This is a genomic window from Burkholderia sp. PU8-34 (genome assembly GCF_053427725.1).
In genome coordinates this window covers 76,407-92,696 of record NZ_JBSAXC010000024.1, presented here as the reverse complement: position 1 = coordinate 92,696, position 16,290 = coordinate 76,407, and the positions used below count along the sequence as shown (strand labels likewise).

The 16,290-nt window shown below is 61.5% G+C and carries 27 protein-coding genes; 20 read left to right on the top strand and 7 right to left on the bottom strand.

Features of this window, described 5'->3' with window-relative positions; all coding sequences use genetic code 11:
• The 7 genes from ACV22Z_RS33215 to ACV22Z_RS33185 form a co-directional block, all read right to left on the bottom strand.
• Nucleotides 1–313 (bottom strand): DUF1566 domain-containing protein (locus tag ACV22Z_RS33215; protein WP_448080484.1); only part of this gene is annotated, 313 nt, incomplete at its 3' end.
• A 52-nt stretch (nt 314–365) separates the two neighbouring features.
• Nucleotides 366–1,223 carry a DUF2303 family protein gene (locus ACV22Z_RS33210; protein WP_448080483.1) on the bottom strand — a complete coding sequence of 286 codons (858 nt, stop codon included), beginning with the start codon at nt 1,221–1,223 and terminating at the stop codon, nt 366–368.
• 36 nt (nt 1,224–1,259) lie between these two features.
• Nucleotides 1,260–1,604, bottom strand: a complete 345-nt coding sequence (locus ACV22Z_RS33205) for a hypothetical protein (protein WP_448080482.1) — start codon at nt 1,602–1,604, stop codon at nt 1,260–1,262.
• A 29-nt stretch (nt 1,605–1,633) separates the two neighbouring features.
• Nucleotides 1,634–1,843, bottom strand: a complete 210-nt coding sequence (locus tag ACV22Z_RS33200) for a hypothetical protein (protein ID WP_448080481.1) — start codon at nt 1,841–1,843, stop codon at nt 1,634–1,636.
• 352 nt (nt 1,844–2,195) lie between these two features.
• Nucleotides 2,196–2,540, bottom strand: a complete 345-nt coding sequence (locus ACV22Z_RS33195) for a hypothetical protein (protein ID WP_448080480.1) — start codon at nt 2,538–2,540, stop codon at nt 2,196–2,198.
• A 679-nt stretch (nt 2,541–3,219) separates the two neighbouring features.
• Nucleotides 3,220–3,534 carry a hypothetical protein gene (locus ACV22Z_RS33190; protein ID WP_448080479.1) on the bottom strand — a complete coding sequence of 105 codons (315 nt, stop codon included), beginning with the start codon at nt 3,532–3,534 and terminating at the stop codon, nt 3,220–3,222.
• 139 nt (nt 3,535–3,673) lie between these two features.
• Nucleotides 3,674–4,474: an XRE family transcriptional regulator gene (locus ACV22Z_RS33185; RefSeq protein WP_448080478.1), complete on the bottom strand. Its 801-nt coding sequence runs from the start codon at nt 4,472–4,474 to the stop codon at nt 3,674–3,676.
• Here ACV22Z_RS33185 and ACV22Z_RS33180 point away from each other — a divergent pair.
• From ACV22Z_RS33180 to ACV22Z_RS33085, 20 genes are all read left to right on the top strand, one after another.
• Nucleotides 4,380–4,775 carry a carph-isopro domain-containing protein gene (locus ACV22Z_RS33180; RefSeq protein ID WP_448080477.1) on the top strand — a complete coding sequence of 132 codons (396 nt, stop codon included), beginning with the start codon at nt 4,380–4,382 and terminating at the stop codon, nt 4,773–4,775. The two genes, ACV22Z_RS33185 and ACV22Z_RS33180, sit on opposite strands and share 95 nt — an antisense overlap.
• A gap of 88 nt (nt 4,776–4,863) precedes the next feature.
• Nucleotides 4,864–5,238 (top strand): helix-turn-helix domain-containing protein, encoded by a 375-nt coding sequence (locus tag ACV22Z_RS33175; RefSeq protein ID WP_448080476.1) that lies wholly within the window; start codon nt 4,864–4,866, stop codon nt 5,236–5,238.
• Nucleotides 5,235–5,423 (top strand): hypothetical protein, encoded by a 189-nt coding sequence (locus ACV22Z_RS33170; protein WP_448080475.1) that lies wholly within the window; start codon nt 5,235–5,237, stop codon nt 5,421–5,423. The genes ACV22Z_RS33175 and ACV22Z_RS33170 overlap by 4 nt, the downstream gene beginning before the upstream one ends.
• Nucleotides 5,424–5,532: 109 nt before the next feature.
• Nucleotides 5,533–5,841 (top strand): hypothetical protein, encoded by a 309-nt coding sequence (locus ACV22Z_RS33165; RefSeq protein WP_448080474.1) that lies wholly within the window; start codon nt 5,533–5,535, stop codon nt 5,839–5,841.
• On the top strand, nt 5,838–6,098 hold the full coding sequence (locus ACV22Z_RS33160; protein WP_448080473.1) for a helix-turn-helix domain-containing protein: 261 nt from the start codon (nt 5,838–5,840) through the stop codon (nt 6,096–6,098). Before ACV22Z_RS33165 ends, ACV22Z_RS33160 begins: the two co-directional genes overlap by 4 nt.
• Entirely contained in the window at nt 6,095–7,105 is a 1,011-nt protein-coding gene (locus tag ACV22Z_RS33155; RefSeq protein ID WP_448080472.1) for a helix-turn-helix domain-containing protein, read from the top strand. The genes ACV22Z_RS33160 and ACV22Z_RS33155 overlap by 4 nt, the downstream gene beginning before the upstream one ends.
• Nucleotides 7,102–7,704 carry a DUF1064 domain-containing protein gene (locus ACV22Z_RS33150; RefSeq protein WP_448080471.1) on the top strand — a complete coding sequence of 201 codons (603 nt, stop codon included), beginning with the start codon at nt 7,102–7,104 and terminating at the stop codon, nt 7,702–7,704. Before ACV22Z_RS33155 ends, ACV22Z_RS33150 begins: the two co-directional genes overlap by 4 nt.
• Entirely contained in the window at nt 7,701–8,303 is a 603-nt protein-coding gene (locus ACV22Z_RS33145) for an ArsR family transcriptional regulator (RefSeq protein ID WP_448080470.1), read from the top strand. Before ACV22Z_RS33150 ends, ACV22Z_RS33145 begins: the two co-directional genes overlap by 4 nt.
• A complete protein-coding gene (locus tag ACV22Z_RS33140; protein WP_448080469.1) occupies nt 8,300–8,662 on the top strand; it encodes a DUF4406 domain-containing protein in 363 nt (120 codons plus the stop codon). Before ACV22Z_RS33145 ends, ACV22Z_RS33140 begins: the two co-directional genes overlap by 4 nt.
• A gap of 32 nt (nt 8,663–8,694) precedes the next feature.
• On the top strand, nt 8,695–9,132 hold the full coding sequence (locus tag ACV22Z_RS33135; RefSeq protein WP_448080487.1) for a nuclease domain-containing protein: 438 nt from the start codon (nt 8,695–8,697) through the stop codon (nt 9,130–9,132).
• Entirely contained in the window at nt 9,129–9,446 is a 318-nt protein-coding gene (locus tag ACV22Z_RS33130; protein WP_448080468.1) for a hypothetical protein, read from the top strand. Before ACV22Z_RS33135 ends, ACV22Z_RS33130 begins: the two co-directional genes overlap by 4 nt.
• Nucleotides 9,447–9,529: 83 nt before the next feature.
• The gene (locus ACV22Z_RS33125; protein WP_448080467.1) at nt 9,530–9,757 is read left to right on the top strand and encodes a hypothetical protein; all 228 of its coding nucleotides are present in this window, start codon (nt 9,530–9,532) and stop codon (nt 9,755–9,757) included.
• Nucleotides 9,754–10,002, top strand: coding sequence for a phage portal protein (locus ACV22Z_RS33120; protein WP_448080466.1), 249 nt, complete (start codon nt 9,754–9,756; stop codon nt 10,000–10,002). The genes ACV22Z_RS33125 and ACV22Z_RS33120 overlap by 4 nt, the downstream gene beginning before the upstream one ends.
• Nucleotides 10,003–10,282: 280 nt before the next feature.
• Entirely contained in the window at nt 10,283–10,537 is a 255-nt protein-coding gene (locus ACV22Z_RS33115) for a hypothetical protein (RefSeq protein WP_448080465.1), read from the top strand.
• On the top strand, nt 10,534–11,127 hold the full coding sequence (locus ACV22Z_RS33110; protein ID WP_448080464.1) for a hypothetical protein: 594 nt from the start codon (nt 10,534–10,536) through the stop codon (nt 11,125–11,127). Before ACV22Z_RS33115 ends, ACV22Z_RS33110 begins: the two co-directional genes overlap by 4 nt.
• Nucleotides 11,128–11,138: 11 nt before the next feature.
• A complete protein-coding gene (locus ACV22Z_RS33105; protein ID WP_448080463.1) occupies nt 11,139–12,239 on the top strand; it encodes a tyrosine-type recombinase/integrase in 1,101 nt (366 codons plus the stop codon).
• A gap of 300 nt (nt 12,240–12,539) precedes the next feature.
• Nucleotides 12,540–12,839 carry a hypothetical protein gene (locus tag ACV22Z_RS33100; RefSeq protein WP_448080462.1) on the top strand — a complete coding sequence of 100 codons (300 nt, stop codon included), beginning with the start codon at nt 12,540–12,542 and terminating at the stop codon, nt 12,837–12,839.
• 1 nt (nt 12,840) lies between these two features.
• Nucleotides 12,841–13,419, top strand: a complete 579-nt coding sequence (locus tag ACV22Z_RS33095) for a phage tail protein (RefSeq protein ID WP_448080461.1) — start codon at nt 12,841–12,843, stop codon at nt 13,417–13,419.
• 159 nt (nt 13,420–13,578) lie between these two features.
• Nucleotides 13,579–14,172 carry a hypothetical protein gene (locus ACV22Z_RS33090; protein WP_448080460.1) on the top strand — a complete coding sequence of 198 codons (594 nt, stop codon included), beginning with the start codon at nt 13,579–13,581 and terminating at the stop codon, nt 14,170–14,172.
• A complete protein-coding gene (locus tag ACV22Z_RS33085; RefSeq protein ID WP_448080459.1) occupies nt 14,108–16,282 on the top strand; it encodes a phage terminase large subunit family protein in 2,175 nt (724 codons plus the stop codon). Before ACV22Z_RS33090 ends, ACV22Z_RS33085 begins: the two co-directional genes overlap by 65 nt.
• The last annotated feature ends 8 nt before the right edge of the window (nt 16,283–16,290 follow it).

Genomic DNA, 16,290 nt, shown 5'->3' with positions numbered 1-16,290 from the left:
TGCCCTGGCGGTAGCGGTACTGGTAGCCACTGCCGAAGTACTGAAACCACGCCCAGCCGGCGTCATCGGCGTCTTCCTCGTTCGACCAGTACGCGGCCCGCTCGAAGAGATCGCGATGTTTCGCATAGGCGACAGCGAGCTCGACGCGGGTCGGCAGATCTCCGCCGAGTCCCTTCGCCCATTCGAGGGATTTCTGCCACGTCGCCCGCGTATCGCCGGGAAGCAGGACGGTGTGTTCGACGTCGCCATTCGCGTCGATGACGCCGCACAAATAGATCTCGCCTTCGGCGAGGGGAGGAGGCTGGATCTGCATGGTTTCTCCTGGGTGATTGCGCGGCGGCGCGAGGCCGCCGTATCCGATTGGCTTACTCGTTGGAGAACGGATTGCCGAAGAAGAACGGGTTCCCGGTCTTTTCCTTGATCGTGCTGATCACGGTCGTGGCGGCTGCCTCGAGCACCTTGTCGGCGCGGATCAGTTCGAACCAGAACGCGAGCTTGCCGTCGCGCACGCGGTACCGCAGACGCGCGTCGACCTGGTAGGCGTCACCGTTCCAGAAGACGGGCACACCGATCGCGAATCGCTCGAACACCGACATCTTCTGGAGCGTCTGCGCGTCGTCGTCCTGGACAAACGACAGGTTGACGCCGCCGTTCGACAGGCGGATTGCGCTCTTGAACCGCATGTCCTGTGTGGCCTCGAAGGACAGAGCCATCTCGAGCATGGCGGCACCGCTCGGCAGCCCGGAGCCATCCGGGCTCGCGATGTCCTTCAGGTTGTCTTCGATGAATGCCGCGAACTCGGTCTGGCTGAGCTGCTTCTTGTTGTGAGCGGTCCAGCGGCGCCATTCCTCGCTGAACTCGGGCGAGAAGAAAGCGCGGTGGTCGCGCCATGCTGGCTTGGCCTCGTCCGCGCCGTGATCGTTGATGATGCCGGTGAACGAGATCTTGCCCTGCACGTAATCGGCGAGGCACCAGATCGTGCAGTCGGTCAGCGAGCCGTGGCGCTTCACGTATTCGATGAAGCTGTCGACGTCGCGCACGCGAACCTGTGCGACCTTGCGCAGCGGTGTGGGCAGCTTGCCAGACTCGTCCTTCTCGGCGAGGCTCCAGCCCGGCGGCAGAGCGATGCGCCGCACTGCGGCCGCGGTGTTCGAACCGATGTCGATCGGTTGCTTCATCTCGCGTGCGAGCGTCTCGGCGAGGTTCTGATTGAGGTCTTCCATGGCTTCAGGCGATTCCTTGCAGGTGGAGGGAGAGGGTTATGCCGTCTTGAGCGCGGCCGGCGGTGCGTCCGAAGCGCCGTCGACGCGCTTCAGGTCAAGCTTCTGTTGGCGGGGGTCATCAGCGATGAGATTGCCCTCTGCTGTCGCGAACAGCATCGCTTCCATCGGGTCCTCTGCGGGCTTCTTCAGCGCGATCTTTCCGCCGATATGCATGGCGCCCCCGCGCGTCGCTTTCTTGACGGCGATCGTGATGGTCAGGACGCCGCCCTTGCCGCTGGCGTCGACTGCGTTGACCAGTTCCGCGAGCTTCTCGCTGGCCTGGTCGATGAAGACACCGCCGCCGATATGGCGCAGCGTGTCGGTAATGGGTCTGACGCTCATGTGATCTCCGTTTGGTTGTGAGGGTCGAGTCAGTCGATGTCGTTTGCAGCGCGGGTCTTCGCGTCGCGAAAGGTGCAGGATTCGGCATCCGCCTCGCGTGAAGCGCGGGCTCGGGCGCCGGCTTCAAGGACGCGGCGGATCAGCGGATTCGTGATCGCATCGACAGCTGATCCGCTGCAGCGCTGCAGGCGGAACTCGCGTGCAATCATGGCGTCGGAAACTGCGATCGATACGGTCACGGTCAATCCTTTAAGGAATCCTGATTCAATGAACCGGAATTCGAAAGATGAGAACTTTCGGGATTACGTGCGCCGGACTGCGGCCGGGCGCTCGATCTTCTCAGCGTTCTGCTGAATAACCGCCTGAAGGGCAAGAAACACCACGAGAGCCGCTACAGCGCCGAGCCAAATTTTCACGAGAGCCATGGAATCACCCCAGCACGATAGGCAACACAGAGGAACCAGACGCAGCCGACTGCGCCGCCGCAACCGAGGACCCATATGCATGCTTTGATGACGTGCCCGTGCAATTCATCGCAAGAAGCGAGGAGGGCGTTGTCGGACGCGGGCCGTTGGATAGCGAGGGGCCGCATCACAGACCCTCACCGCAGATCCGCATGTGTCGGATGGGATCGGGGGCCGGCGCACCGAAGCCCGCTTTCGCGAGAACCGCATCGACGACGGCGCGAACGCCCGATGTGAGTACAGTCTTCGACGCGACCAGTCGCAGCGCGTCGATTGCTTCGCCGGCCGGGACGAGATGTTCGTCAAGTGCGCGATCAGCGGCGAGCGAGCGGTCATAAACACCCTTTGCTTCGGTCGCGGTCACCTCCGTGCCGAGCTCTCCGTAGGCGAAGCTGGCGTCCGCGCGTTGCTGCGCAAGTTCCTTCGCGCGCTGCAACCATGCCTGTCCTGCAGTGTGCTTGTTCTGGTCCACGATGTTCCCCCGAAGTGGTTTTGTCAGTGCCGGTTGTGACGGTCACTGCCGACGCGTTTGATCGCCTCCGCGCCGAAGATGAAGGCGCAGAGGACGAACAGGGAGATGAAGCCGATGACATAGAACGACATGAAATCCTCGTCAGTCGTGTATGAATGCGGCGCGACGCGCCGGCCTGTCGGACTGCACTCAAGGAATGGCACTGCGCGCGGCAATGCCATTCGATCAGGGCAGTCACTACTCTCAAGGGCGCGCACTCGGCAGGGAACTGCTGCAGGTGGATTTGTCGGTGCGGTCGGGCCGCGTCCGAATGCGCGCTCTTGAGAGCATTGCTTTACGTCCCCGTCCGGCGACACCTGGCCGAGCCAGCTCCGGAACGGGGACGGTGCGACGAGTTACCACGCCACTCATCGCTGGGCGCCTTGCGGAAACGGCTCATCAGGCCGTCATTTCTCGCGCTTTTACATTCAGCCGCGCGAGGCCAAGGGCTGGGTGCTGAGCACCTGTTCATCTTTCGTCAGGGTTAAGGAGCAATCCGCCTGCGGCGGTGGCGCTTACCGTGAAGCGCTTGAGACGGATCATATGCCAGTAAAACTAGCATTGCAAGAAAAACTAGTGGAGCGGGCAAAAAAAAGCGCGCCGCGTGGCGCGCTCGCACGAAATTAAATAGTCGATACATTCATGGCGCATCGATGACAGTGAATTGACTTTTGGGGAAAAAGATTGGCTTCCCATAGCCGGCGAATATTAGGCGAACACCGTCTGTTGTGTAGTGAACATTGCAGGTCTGGTCGACTTTGTGTCCGCTGCTGTCGAGGACGATCCCGGTCGGACCGCCGTCGCACGTCACTGATTCATCAATGACCATGACAGACATTCCCTTCGGCATATGTGCGACCGCGGCTTGTCCGGCGGCATTTGCGTGGCTCGCCCATAGGGCGACGATCGATGGCATAGCCACCTTGGTGACCCACCTAAAATTGAAGATGCTCAAGGCATTTCTCCCATGTCCATCTAACGCGATTGGTCTCCGAGCAGCGTGCACGGTAGGAAACACGCGGGCGTGACGCGTGCTTCGATCCGCATGTGATTTGACATAGGTCAAATGAGCGCCGCTCGCGGCAACGCTCGCGTCACATGCGTGTCTTGATTTTCCTGGCCGGCACCGGGTGCGCGATGTAATACATCCAAGTGATCTCTTCTGGCTTAAAGAGCATTGATCCTGGCTCATTGTAGGAGGCAAGCTGGATGCCCCCTCGCCGGGAGATAAGCTTCTTGATCATGGTCTCGCCGCTTTCGAGTCGAACAAGGACATCGTCCTCGAGTTCTGGCTCAGTTCCCGGCTCGACGAAGGCGAATTCGCCAGGATTAAAGCGAGGAACCATGGATGTGCCGATCACTGGCACGAGAAAGGCATGGGGATCGCTTGTAGCGATTTCTGCGTATTCGTCTGTTGCACCCACAGGATAGTCCCCATCCGTCCAAATTCTCTCAGGCAATCCGCCTTGTGCGCGCCCAACGACGAAGACCCGTCTGAAGTTTGAAGCGCGTACTGAATACTGCAGCGGAATAGGCTGATTGGGAAGGGGCGGCTCTCTCTTAACCGCCGACGGAGAAGTGTCCCCCTGACCGCCCGCCTGCGAAGGGCCGAACAAGAGGTATTCCGGGGTTGTTTTTAAGGCATCAGCTACTGCTTTTAAACGCTCGCGCTTAGGAGCCGTTCCGCCTTCCTCTTTTTCCCATTGTTGAACGGTCTGCCACGCCTTCACCCCCACGAGGGCGGCAAGCGCCTCCATGGAAAGGCCGAGAGCTTCTCGCCGCTCTTTTATTCGTCGATGGATGTTCATGCGCGGGATCGTAGCCGCAAGTTTTTCTTGCGTCATTGCAGGATTTTCTTGTGTCACTGGTTTTTCTAGCATAGAATCAGTGCTCATGAATATCTCCAAACATACCCCCAGAAACGAAGCCTTGGAGCGTGCTATAGCGCACTTCGGCTCGCTTTCGGCAATGGCACGAGCGCTTGGGCTTTCTGGTTACCAGGTCATCCAACAGTGGAGAACGGCCGGAAGGGTCCCGGCGCCGCATGTACCTAGGCTGGCGGAGCTCACCGGGGAAAGTCGCGAAGATCTGGTGGGCTGGACGCGGGAGGACGTAACCGATCGCGCGAAGGCAAGCGACGATGCTCAACCGCCGGCAGGTGGCAGTCTCGGTGGTGATGATCCGCATGGTGAGTAGTGGCTTCGGTAAGTGGTAAAAAAATTTTGCGCCTCTGCCGAGTCGTAATTCCAGTGGTAACCCAGTTGTTTTTTTCAATGGAGTCTGAATGCTCTTACAGCCTCACCACCAGCCTGCAAGCGGCGCCCGTGCGGAGCAGGCTGAGTTCGTGCCGCAGGAATCGATCGCTGAGTGTCGTTCCTTCCGTGATGCCGTGTTCCTCGCTTGGGAAAAGCGAGTCGAGCGCGGCATGACGCAAAGAACGCTTGCTGAGCGCCTGGAAGTTCCGGCATCGCATCTTTCCAACATGCTCAACCGGGATCCGGTCGATCGTCATGGAAAGGCGCGCCAGGATCTTCCCGCTCGACTGATCGCGGACTTTGAAAGGGTCGTCGGCAATCGTGCCATCTCGCAGTATCTCGCGCGCATGGCCATGCTGACGTTGATGGAGGAAGTGATTCAGCAGAGGGCGACTATGAAATGACGGAGGAACAGGCGCTTCGGATTGGCCGGCAGGCCGCAAAGGACGCCCGGGAACGGGTGGGTTATGACCGAAACGCACTGCTACAGGAGTTGGAACGAGATTCGTATAAGAAAGAGGAGTTGATTGAAGCGCTCACGATCACCGGGCTCTTGATACTCCAGGCACGTCAGGAAACAAAGCAGTAAGGCGCGCCGGCTTCGGCCGGCGCACTGAATCCGATCACAAGCGCTCGAGCACGAGTTCTTTTGATTCGATTTAGTAGTCCTACGCGGCGCGGGCCGCATGGAGTTGCCTATGACTGAAATAATCAGCGCCCGCTCGGGCCGTCGCGTCGCTGAGACGCAACATGCGGCGTACCACGCCATCACGGTAAAGGAGCTCACGGCCAAGCAGAAGATGGTCGTCGAGGCGTTCCATGTTCCCGGCGAGTTTCTGACGCGCGAGGACATCGCCGCGCGTACCAACATGAAGCTGTCGAGCGTTTGCGGCCGCGTCCGGGAACTGCTCGACGCCGGCCGTCTGGTGGTTGTCGGATCGCGCAAGGATCCTGCGACCGGCTCCAGTCAGCAACTGCTCGCGCTTGTGACGCCGGCGGTCGCATGAGCATCCATCTCCTCAATCTTGCCTGGCAGAAGGATATTCCTCACGCACCGAAGATCGTTCTCCTTGCGCTAGCGGATTTCGCCGTGCAGTCGACGGGCGAGTGCTGGCCGTCGGTGCGCGCTCTGTCGGCGAAGTGCGGCCTTTCCGCGTCGTCGGTCCGATCTCAGGTCAAGACCCTCCAAGCGGCCGGCCTGGTCGACGTCGAGGAGCGGGACGGTGCGAACCTTTACCGCGTGAAGCTGGGGGCTGCCTCGTGAGCGTAAAGATCATGGGCATGGTCTTCGATCGCTATCCGGCCGGTGGCGGCGAGATGATCCTCGCTTTGAAGCTGGCTGACCACGCGCACGACGACGGCACCCACATCTATCCCGGCATCGCCAGCTTGGCCGAGAAGACGCGGCAGAGCGAGCGCGCCGTGCAGTACCAGCTTCGCCGCATGGAGAAGTGCGGCTGGCTGGTTCTCGTCGACCAGGGAAAGGGCGGCCGCGGCAAGACGCGCGAATACCGCATCAATCCCGATTGGCTAAACGGTGCAGAACTTGCGCCCATTTCGTCTGGCTCAAAGGGCGCAAAAAATGCACCCATTGGAAAGGGTGCAAGCAGCGACACAAAGGGTGCAAGCGACGACGTAAAGGGTGCAAACCAGAGCACCAAAGGGTGCAAAGCTTTTGCACCCGAATCGTCAGGAACCACCAAAGAACCGTCAGAGAACAGTCAACCCGCGCGGCCTGCGCCGCGAATTGCGTTGCATGGCGAACTGCGAGCGATCGAGTTGCCGGCATGGCTGCCGATCGACGCATGGCTCGACTGGTGCGAGCACCGCGAGGCTAAGGCGACCGGCAAGAATGCCATTCCCTGGACACGTCCGGCGGCCCGCGTGTCGCTGAAGAAGCTGGCGAAGATCCACGAGAACGCGCAGGACGTCGTCGCGGCAGTCGACGAGTCGGTGCTGCGCGGCTGGACGGGGATCTGGGAGGCGGAGGCGGCGGCCAGCACGACGAGCGCATCCGGCGTTGCGGCCGACGGATGGTGGACGGGCGAGGCCGGTTGGCGCGAGCAAGGCAAGCGCGTGGGTGTCGATCCGGCGAAATTCCGGTTCTTCGAGCAGTTCAAGGCGAAGGTTTGCAAGCTGCTCGGGCCGGGGCCGTGGATGGAGTACCTGCTCGCTGCTGTAAGCCGCGAGAGCGAAGAGCGCGGCGAGCACCTTTACGCGTATCTCAACGACATTCCGCGCGACCAGGTGGCGCAATCGGTGGCGGCATGACGAAGCGCTCGGCGTCGCTTCATTTCCCTGAGGGCACGACGTTTGTCGGAACCGCGCGCGTGCGCGAAGACAGGAGGGTTGGTCGCAGCTTTGCTGAGCGAGAGCTGATGCGCCGGACCGGAAACCAGCCGTCTAGCGAATTCGACGACATCGCCGACGGTATTGGCCCGACTGCAATCGCGTCGAGCATCGCTCGCTCTGCGCTCGCATCGGCGCAGATCGGCAAGCCGGCGCCGTTATCGAAGCCGATCGCCATCCTGACGAAGCCGGGAAAGCCGGCGAAGTATCGGAACGTGCGCTGCGAGCACGACGGGATCAAGTTCGACAGCCTCCGCGAGCGCGACCGCTGGATCCATCTGAGCCGGTGTCAGGCTGCTGGCGAAATTTGCGAGCTCGAGCGGCAGGTTGTGTTCGTGCTGGCAGATCCGGTCGTGATCAACGGCAAGAAGCGGCCGGCGCTTCGATACATCGCCGATTTCGTTTACGAGCGCAACGGCGAGACGGTGATCGAGGACGTGAAGGGCCGCGTGACCGAGGGGTACCGAATCAAGCGACATCTGATGGCCGCGCGCGGCCTGCAGATCGTCGAGATCAAATGACGATCGGAGGAACGATGGAAGGCAAGCGTGCGTGGCGTAAATGGACGGAGGCAGAAGAAGCTGATCTCCGGCGCGTATGGGTCGGAGACGGACCGTTGAAGCAATTCCTCGACCTCTTCGGCGGCCGAAGCTTTCACTCTGTCGTTTCGCATGGGTTGGCAATGGGGCTTGGCGAGCGTCCGAATAAAAACGCTCATGCCGGGCATCCGAACGCATCGGCGATCCTGCGCGCGTTGGCAAATAGCCAGATGGAAGCGGTCGAGCTGTCGGCGAAGACCGGCATCTCGCGGCGAACCGTAATGAAGCACCTCAACGCGCTCCATGCGGAGGGAAAGATCCATATCGCGCGGTGGGAGCGCTTCGAATCGAGCGGATACCCGGCCCGAGTCTACGCGGTTGGTCAGCGGAAAGATGCTGTGCGGCCGCTTGCCCGCACGCCGGGGCAGAAGTGGCGCGACCGTATGGACGATCTGAAGAAAAACCGGCCGGATGAATACGTCCGCGTTATGGCGCGTCGCCGTGCAAATGCGAAGAGGCGCGAAAACCGCCCGATGAAGCGCGACATCGCGACAACGGCTCTCTTCGGGGTTGCGGCATGAGGATCTATCTCGCCGGCCCGATGAGCGGATATGCCGAACTGAATTTTCCTGCCTTCCGTGCCGAGGCATCGCGCCTGCGCGGGTTGGGCTTCGAGATCGTCAATCCGGCTGAAATCAACCCGGATTCGGCCGCTGACTGGCTTGCCTGCATGCGCGCCGACATCAAGCAGCTCGTCGACTGCGACGGCATCGCGCTACTTCCCGGCTGGGAGCAGTCCCGCGGTGCAAACGTCGAGCACACACTCGCGCGCGGGCTCGGACTGCGCGTATACCAGGCCCGGCATCTGGTCGGGCTCGCCGGAAGCATGCCGGTGCTTTCCGGCGAAGTGCTGGTGCCGCAACAGATGGAGGCTGCGTGAAGCGATCAGCGCCTCTGCAACGCCGCACGCCACTGAAATCGAGCGGCTTCAAGCGCAAGGCGCATTCGCCTTTCAGCAGTCTCGCATCAGCATCGACGCTCAAGCGCCGAAGCGCGATCAAGAGCCGGATCAAGAGGGCGGCGGTCGCGGATGGCTCGAAGTATCTCGCGGCGTGCCGCGGCGAACCATGCTTCCTGCGCGTGCCCGGGGTCTGCCGACTCAACCCGATCGATGACACGGTCGTGCCATGCCACTCGAACCAGTCGCGTCACGGCAAGGCCGGCTGGTTGAAAGCAAAGAACGAATTCACGGTTCCGGGTTGCATGTGGTGCCACGCATGGATCGACCAGAACCGCGCCGGTACGCCGAGGCAGGTGAAGTTCGACGTATGGGACCGGGGCTACGAGGCGTGGGAGCCAGTCCGCGCTCGAAAGATGGGACTTGATCAACTTGAATCGGAGGTTGCATGAATTTTTTCATTTCGGTCGTCCTCGATGGGGCGCTGCTCGGTGCGGTGTATCTCTGGCACGCATACGGGCTCGACAGCGCACGCGGCTTCTTCGTTGGGGTTATGTGGGTCTTCACAGTGTTTGCATGGCTCGCAGTATTCACCGCAGGGAAAGGGCGCGGGCCCCGCAATCCCTTGAGATGGTTGCACGGCATCGCATTCGCTATTGCCGTCACGGTCGCTGCGATCTGGATGGGTGCGACGTCGCTGGCGGTCGCCTACTTCGTCGCGTGGATCCTTAATCAGGCCAAGCATCTCGGGGCGGGGGCGGCTTGAGACTCCTAGTTCGTTTGCCACTCCCCGGAACGTGGCGCGGCAGGTTCTATCGCGAGAACTTCAAGACGTTCGAATGCCGCGTCGTGCGGATCCGCGGCCCCGTGCGCACATGGCGCAATGGAAAGTCCGCCGGCGATTGGATCTACGCGGACGCGATCCTGCCTGACCAATATCGCGACGAAGCCTCGCCTGGCGCGTGGAATCCGGACGGGACGTATCCGGTCGAGGTGGTTCTCGCGCACAACCGCAACTCGCTCGCGGCGTTTCTTGCAAGCGGCGATCTTGAATGGGACGTGAGGAACAAAGCATGAGCGCGCACGCTTACATCTTTTATGCCGACGTACCCGAAAGGCTTGCCGAATCGGCAGTCCGGCATGTCGACAGCATCACGCAGGCTCACTTGATCGCATTCGATGAGTGTCCATTCAGCGGTGAGATTTCCGAGACGCGGAGCGGGACCCAGATCGAATTCCCATGGCCACGCGTCGTGAGCTTGCGCCATGCACTTGGCGATTGGCTCACGCACCACGGCATCAACTTCACGGTGGTGATGTGATGGCGGCCACCTGCTTTCTAACAGCATCCGCGACGATCTCGATCAACGGAGTCGTCTATCCGGTCAAATCAGTGGAGTTGCCGCGAAAAAGTCTTGCCGGGCCTGACGTCTCCACGGTGCATGTCGAATTGCCGGTTAGGGAGTGGAGGGGAACATTCACGCTTGACCACGTCAATCGCCGCCTGCTCGGCGCTCTCTTTGGCGGCCGTGGTAAATCCCGGCAGAGGCCGCGTGCTGCGGGACTGCGCCGACTACGGAGGCTGAAGTATTGGAGGCCGGCATGATTGCGCGCGCAAAGGGCGGTCCGCTCGCGCGCCTCGCTGGCATGTGGGCGAACGAGCCGACATTCCTCGAATGGATGCGATCGGCAGGGCAGCCGGCCAATGCGCCGGCCGACGCCGCCGAATTCATGCGCGCACGATGCTGCATCGAGAGCCGGGCGCAGCTCGACCACGATCCGAAAGCGCGTGCGCGGTTTGACCAGCACATCCGCGGCCCGTATTCGAAGTATCGAGCATCGGCGGGGCTGAAATGAGGCGCGGCGACTTCCGAGATCCGGCGATCGTGCTCGAGGCGAAGCAGGCCCGGACGTGCCTGGGCTGCCGCGAGCTTGAGCGACGCCGCTGGATGGGCGCGACGAAGTTCATTTGCTTGCTTGGCGTTCAGAAAGCCGCACTGGACGTCTACGAAATGCGGCGGTGCAAAAAATACGATGACAGGATGAACATGACGCCCGATCAGAGCCAACAAATCGAAGAACTCTTGCTGACCTGGTATCAATGGCAGATCCGGCAATCGCATGCTGAGACGCTGTCGCACTTCTATCGCCCGGAAGACCGAACCTGCCGAGGCTATGTCACGCCCACGACTGACGAAGAGGACGACGACGCCACGGATCAATGGCTCGACGACTCCAAGTCGGAGCAGGTTCAACTCTGCGTTGACATGCTCCCGGCCGACCAGCGCGCAGCGATCTCTACCAGCATGCGCAACAAGGAATGCGGCCGGTCGGTCTGGAGCAGTGGCCGCGCTGGCAATCAGCATGCTACATACCAGGCCGCGAAGGAACGGCTGCTGCCTATTCTCATCGCTCGCTCCCTCATCAAGGTCACTTCGCCCGCTTGAAGGGAGGCCCTTTGAGCTATCAGCTTTTCAAGGTCGGTAAGGTTTGGCATTACCGGTTTCAAATCAACGGCGCTCGGGTGCAGAGAAGCACTCGGGAGGTCGTCAAACACAAGGCCAACGCCGTCGCCGAAAAGGCATACAACCGCGCGAAGCTTTGGGCTAGGGGTGACGAGGACGTGCCGACGCTGCGCGAACTCGTGGTGCTGTGGCTCGAAGTACATAGGCCGACCGTGAGCGCTTCCCACGCAAAGATCGTCGAGACGTTCGGGAGGCTTCACCTCTTCGATTTGGCTGACGTCGAGCTGTGCGATCTGACCACGGAGCTTGTAGAAGCGGCTCGGCTTGATTACCTGAAAACGCATGCGCCCGCGAGCGCCAACCAGTGGCTAAACGTACTCAAGTTGCTATGCAGATGGGCGATGCGCCGCAAGATGATCCCAGCTCTGCCTTGGTCTGTGAGGCTGTTGAAGGTCCAGAAGCGCCCGCGCGAAATCCTTCCTATTCCCCACGCAATGAAATGGCTCGCTGCCGTCGACGAATATGACGGCACGCGCGGGCCGGTCTCGATCGCAGTGCGCCTGATGCTTGGCATCGGGCTTCGCGAGATCGAGACGATCACGGCTCGTTGGGAATGGATGGATTGGGAGCGACACACATACACGCCGGGCATTACAAAGGGGCGCGAGGCCGATCCTGTGCCCGTGCCGGACTGGCTGTACGGCTATCTGGGAGCCCTGCGCCGATCGTCCGGGTTGATCGTCTGTCGAGTGGATGGGGAAGCATGTCGATCAGGCTTCACGCGGAAAGCCATGCTCGCGGCAAACGCAGCATGCGGCGTAGGGCACATCACCGCCCACCGGTTGCGTGGAACGTTCGCCACGCTGCTGAGCGAACAGGGGGCGCCCGTTCACATGATCAAGCGCGCGTTGCGGCACAAGAGCGTCAATACGACGATGGCCTACCTCGAAGTGAACATGGAACTTGTCGCTCGCGCGCAGCGGCGGATCGCTCAAGGCGCTGGTCTTGAGGCAATGGCGAATCCCGAAGTAAGTGGCGAAAAAGTGGCGAACGACGCGCCGCAATCCCGCGCGGAATATGGCGAGCAAGATTAAAAAGGCTCATCGTGTGATGGGCTCGCGCGCGCCCGCGTGCAAATAGTGCTTGCACCTTCGTTTTTTTTGAGCGACTATTTGCCCCGGGTCAGTGCGCCCACAGAAACCCGCGAGTCGAGAGACCCGCGGGTTTTTTCGTTTACGCCTTGAGCGAAGCGGCAGACTGCCGGCGAGGCTGGCCGAGCGCGTCCATGCGACGAACGGGTTGGCCGTTTCGCTCAAGGTGATCGTGTCTCCTCCATGTCGGTGAAGTCGACATTTCGCCCGGTGCGCCGGGCTTTTCTCATTCGTGGTGCTTGAATGGCGCGTTCCCCGAAGAAGGCTGAAGCGAGCGCGCCGCATGTCAGCGTCGATGATCTCCTAGCCGAAGTCGCGCTTGTCCGTTCGTCAATTTGGCAGAACGGCACACGCAAGGTTGCGGCGATCGTCACGGATGCGACTGTCGACCCTGCGTTGCTGCCGGAGAACGCGATCGCGCTCGTGACCGTGACCGCGTTCCCGCCTGGTTCGCCGTCCAGGATGCTGGTCGATGTGCCGCTTTACCGCGACGATCCCGGCCCCGACGTTCTGCCGGCTGCATGGCTGAAACCCTGCACCTGACATGCTGAAACTCGACATTCGGGCCGACGTGAAGAGCGTCACTGCGGGCTTGACGCGCTACGTCGGGGAGCAGCAAAAAGCAGTCGTCCGCGCGCTGAACAAGACCGCCGCGCAGGCGAGAACGGCAGCGGCGCAGGAAGTTCGGGTTGCTGGATACAACATCAAGTCGAGCGCGATCAAGAGCTCGTTCACAGTTACGCGCGCGACGCGCGGCAATTTGGTCGTTGTGCTGAAGTCGACGGGTCGCCCGGTCGCGCTGATCAATTACGGCGCGCGCCAAAGCAAGAGTGGGGTGAGCGTTCAGGTCAAAGCCGGCCGAACGATTTTGCGCCACGCGTTCATTGCGACGATGCAGAACGGACACCGAGGTGTGTTCGAGCGCACTGGCAAGACGCACAAGAAGGTCGTTCGAAACGGCAAGATCAGGCGCACAGGCCTGCCGATCAAAGAACTGTTCGGCCCATCGATTCCGCAGTCACTCGCGAACGAGAGCGTTCAGAAAGCGCTGATGAAGAAGATCCGCGAGAAATTCCCGCAGATCCTGCGACACGAGCTGGCCTTCGTCGCGTCGAAGCGGTAGCCCGCGGCGCGGGTGAGCCGGTCGCCCGGGAGGGTCGAGCTGCACCGATGCGGTGCGGGCGGGTCCTTCCCGGAGGGTCGTGTAGGGCGGGACCGAAGACTCGCGAAATTCCACCAGCGCTGAGCTTTGAAAATTGGGTAACAGGTAACACATCGCGCGATGAATCAGAGCGAGTTCGCAGCACTCCACGGCGTAAGTCGGAAGACGGTCACAAAGTGGAAGGAGCGCGGCTGGCTTGTGTTTGCGGGCGATGATGTCGACGTAGACGCATCGAACAAACTCCTCAAGCGCTACCGGCGCGACGGCGTTCCGGATGTTACCCAAGGTGTTACCCAAGCGCCGAAGGGTAACAAGCGCAAGTCTGTTACCCAGGCGGCGAAAGAGGTAACACTCGAAGCGGGTGAGAGTGCCAGCGAAGCGGCGAGGCGCATCCTCTCCGGCAACGTCGAGCTGCTGGACTTCGACGACGCGCGCTGCTTCAAAGAGAACTATCTCGGGCTGATGGCCCAACTCGAATACGAACGAAAGTCCGGATCGCTCGTCGATCTGGATACCGCAACAGCAATCCTCTTCGAGGAGTTCCGGGCGCAGCGCGATGCGTGGCTTAACTGGCCGACCAGGGTAGGTCCGATACTGGCAGCCGATCTGGGCGTCGAGGCCGACCGAGTTGTCGAGGCTCTAACCGCGCATGTCCACAAGCAAATCGCCCAGCTCGGCGAGCCCGAAGCCAATTTCTCAGAACGAGAAGGCTGATCGGCTGCGCGCGTTTGTTCGACGCGCATGGACGCCGCCGCCGCGGATCAGTGTGCCTCAGTGGGCGGACCAATACCGGAAGCTCGCGAAAGAAGCGGGCAGCACTTCCGGCAACTGGGAGACGTCGACAGTCGAGGTCGCGCGCGGCCCGATGCTTGCCGTTACCGAGCCAGGTGTGCACGTCATCACGACGATGGTGAGCACGCAGCTGCTGAAGACGGCTCTGCTCGAAAACGTCTTTGGGTACTTTGCCCACCTCGATCCGTGCCCGATCCTGCTGCTGCAGCCGAAAGAGGACGCGGCAGAGCAGTTCAGCAAGGAGCGGATCAGTCCGCTGATCCGTGTGACGCCCGCGCTGCGTGAGATCGTCGGCACGAGTAAGACGCGCAATGCTGACGAGACGCTGCTGTTCAAGGCATTCCCCGGCGGATTTCTGGCGTTGGCGGGCGCCGGCAGCCCTGACAACCTCGCGCGCCGTCCGGTGCGAGTCATCCTCGCGGACGAGGTAGACAAGTATCCGGTGACGCGCGAAGGTGAGCCGATCGCACTGGCCGAAGAGCGGACGGCGACCTTCGGCGTGAACTGGCTTTCGATCCGGGCCTGCTCGCCGACGGTCGAGGATGAAAGCCGAATTGAAGGCAGCTATAAGGAATCCGACCAGCGTCGTGCGTCGATCGCATGCCCGCACTGCGAGCATCGCATGTTCCCGGATTTCTTCAAGCACGTCGATTGGGATAAGCGTCGCGACGACAGCGGCAACGTTGTCGAGCACTTCCCTAAAACCGCGCGTATCTCGTGCGAGTCGTGCGGACAGGTCTGGTCCGAAGGCGATCGACTGCGCGCGTTGCAGACCGCGCGCTGGCATCAGACGCGACCGTTCGAATGCTGCGGCTCACGACATTCTCCGCTTGACGACTACGAGCGCGCTTGGCGGGGTCCGGAAGATTCGCGCGAGGCGACGACCGAGGCCGCGGTAGGTGCCGTCTGGGATTGGTGGACGAGCGACCGTCATGCGGTATATCGGGCCAAGTGTCCGGAGTGTGGTGAATGGAAGGTCGACAACGAGCATGCTGGCTTTCAGGCGAGCAAGCTTTATAGCCCGTGGCAGAAGGATAAGCCGTCCGACATCGCCAAGAAGTGGCTTGATGCGGGTAGCGATGAAGAGAAGAAGCAGACCTGGTGGAACACGCAGGCCGGTCTGCCTTATCGCCCGAACTCCGGAAAGGTGCTGAGCCTAGAGGCGCTCGTTGCGCGCGGCGAGAAGTGGGCGGCGCAGGTTCCCGATGGCGTCGCCGTCGTGACTGTTGGCGTCGACGTGCAGGATTATCGCTTCGAGTTGGAGGTCGTCGGCTGGGGCCGCAACGAAGAAAGCTGGTCGATCGACTACGAGGTCATCGAAGGCGATATGGAAACGCCGGAGCCGTGGGAACGGCTCGATGCGTTCCTCGACCAGGTCTGGCGCCGTGCGGACGGCCGGCCGTTTGAGGCAATGGCAGTTTGCATCGACTCGGGCGGCCACCACACGCAAAAGGTCTACGACTTTTCGAAGGCGCGTCTCGGTCGGAAGGTATGGGCGATCAAGGGCGAGTCCGCCGTCAGCGGGAAGCGAAACCCGGTATGGCCCGTGAAGAAGCCGTCGCGACGCACAAAAGCGTCGTTCCGGCCTGTGATCATCGGCGTCAACACGGCGAAAGACACCATTCGCAACCGGCTTCACGTCACCGACGCGGGGCCTGGCTACATGCACTTTCCGAGCGATCGCGACATCGGCTATTTCGAGCAGCTGACGTCGGAGCGATCCGTCGTCAAGGTTTCGGGCGGCCAGAAGTATCGGGTGTGGGAATTGCCGTCTGGGCGTGCGAATGAGGCGTTGGATTGCCGTGTCTACGCGTACGCCGCACTCTGCGGGCTGACCCATCTCGGACTCAAGCTGAATAAGCGCGCGGACCTGGTTGCAATGCCGCTCGAGTATGACGCCGCGCAGCAGTCGTGGGCGCCCGTGCCAGTGTCCACGCCCGCCGCCGCGTCAGTCGCACCGCCTGCTGCGCAAGCAACGCCGGCGGCGCAAGACAAACCCGTCAGGAAGAAGCTGACGAATCGCCTCGCATAGGAAAGCAA

Excerpts from the sequence above, each read along its gene's own strand:
- ACV22Z_RS33210 (WP_448080483.1), bottom strand. The coding sequence starts at position 1,223 with ATGGAAGACCTCAATCAGAACCTCGCCGAGACGCTCGCACGCGAGATG.
- ACV22Z_RS33205 (WP_448080482.1), bottom strand. The coding sequence starts at position 1,604 with ATGAGCGTCAGACCCATTACCGACACGCTGCGCCATATCGGCGGCGGT.
- ACV22Z_RS33180 (WP_448080477.1), top strand. The coding sequence starts at position 4,380 with ATGTTCATGCGCGGGATCGTAGCCGCAAGTTTTTCTTGCGTCATTGCA.
- ACV22Z_RS33185 (WP_448080478.1), bottom strand. The coding sequence starts at position 4,474 with ATGAGCACTGATTCTATGCTAGAAAAACCAGTGACACAAGAAAATCCT.
- ACV22Z_RS33175 (WP_448080476.1), top strand. The coding sequence starts at position 4,864 with ATGCTCTTACAGCCTCACCACCAGCCTGCAAGCGGCGCCCGTGCGGAG.
- ACV22Z_RS33170 (WP_448080475.1), top strand. The coding sequence starts at position 5,235 with ATGACGGAGGAACAGGCGCTTCGGATTGGCCGGCAGGCCGCAAAGGAC.
- ACV22Z_RS33165 (WP_448080474.1), top strand. The coding sequence starts at position 5,533 with ATGACTGAAATAATCAGCGCCCGCTCGGGCCGTCGCGTCGCTGAGACG.
- ACV22Z_RS33160 (WP_448080473.1), top strand. The coding sequence starts at position 5,838 with ATGAGCATCCATCTCCTCAATCTTGCCTGGCAGAAGGATATTCCTCAC.
- ACV22Z_RS33150 (WP_448080471.1), top strand. The coding sequence starts at position 7,102 with ATGACGAAGCGCTCGGCGTCGCTTCATTTCCCTGAGGGCACGACGTTT.
- ACV22Z_RS33145 (WP_448080470.1), top strand. The coding sequence starts at position 7,701 with ATGACGATCGGAGGAACGATGGAAGGCAAGCGTGCGTGGCGTAAATGG.
- ACV22Z_RS33140 (WP_448080469.1), top strand. The coding sequence starts at position 8,300 with ATGAGGATCTATCTCGCCGGCCCGATGAGCGGATATGCCGAACTGAAT.
- ACV22Z_RS33130 (WP_448080468.1), top strand. The coding sequence starts at position 9,129 with ATGAATTTTTTCATTTCGGTCGTCCTCGATGGGGCGCTGCTCGGTGCG.
- ACV22Z_RS33120 (WP_448080466.1), top strand. The coding sequence starts at position 9,754 with ATGAGCGCGCACGCTTACATCTTTTATGCCGACGTACCCGAAAGGCTT.
- ACV22Z_RS33115 (WP_448080465.1), top strand. The coding sequence starts at position 10,283 with ATGATTGCGCGCGCAAAGGGCGGTCCGCTCGCGCGCCTCGCTGGCATG.
- ACV22Z_RS33110 (WP_448080464.1), top strand. The coding sequence starts at position 10,534 with ATGAGGCGCGGCGACTTCCGAGATCCGGCGATCGTGCTCGAGGCGAAG.
- ACV22Z_RS33100 (WP_448080462.1), top strand. The coding sequence starts at position 12,540 with ATGGCGCGTTCCCCGAAGAAGGCTGAAGCGAGCGCGCCGCATGTCAGC.
- ACV22Z_RS33095 (WP_448080461.1), top strand. The coding sequence starts at position 12,841 with ATGCTGAAACTCGACATTCGGGCCGACGTGAAGAGCGTCACTGCGGGC.
- ACV22Z_RS33090 (WP_448080460.1), top strand. The coding sequence starts at position 13,579 with ATGAATCAGAGCGAGTTCGCAGCACTCCACGGCGTAAGTCGGAAGACG.
- ACV22Z_RS33085 (WP_448080459.1), top strand. The coding sequence starts at position 14,108 with ATGTCCACAAGCAAATCGCCCAGCTCGGCGAGCCCGAAGCCAATTTCT.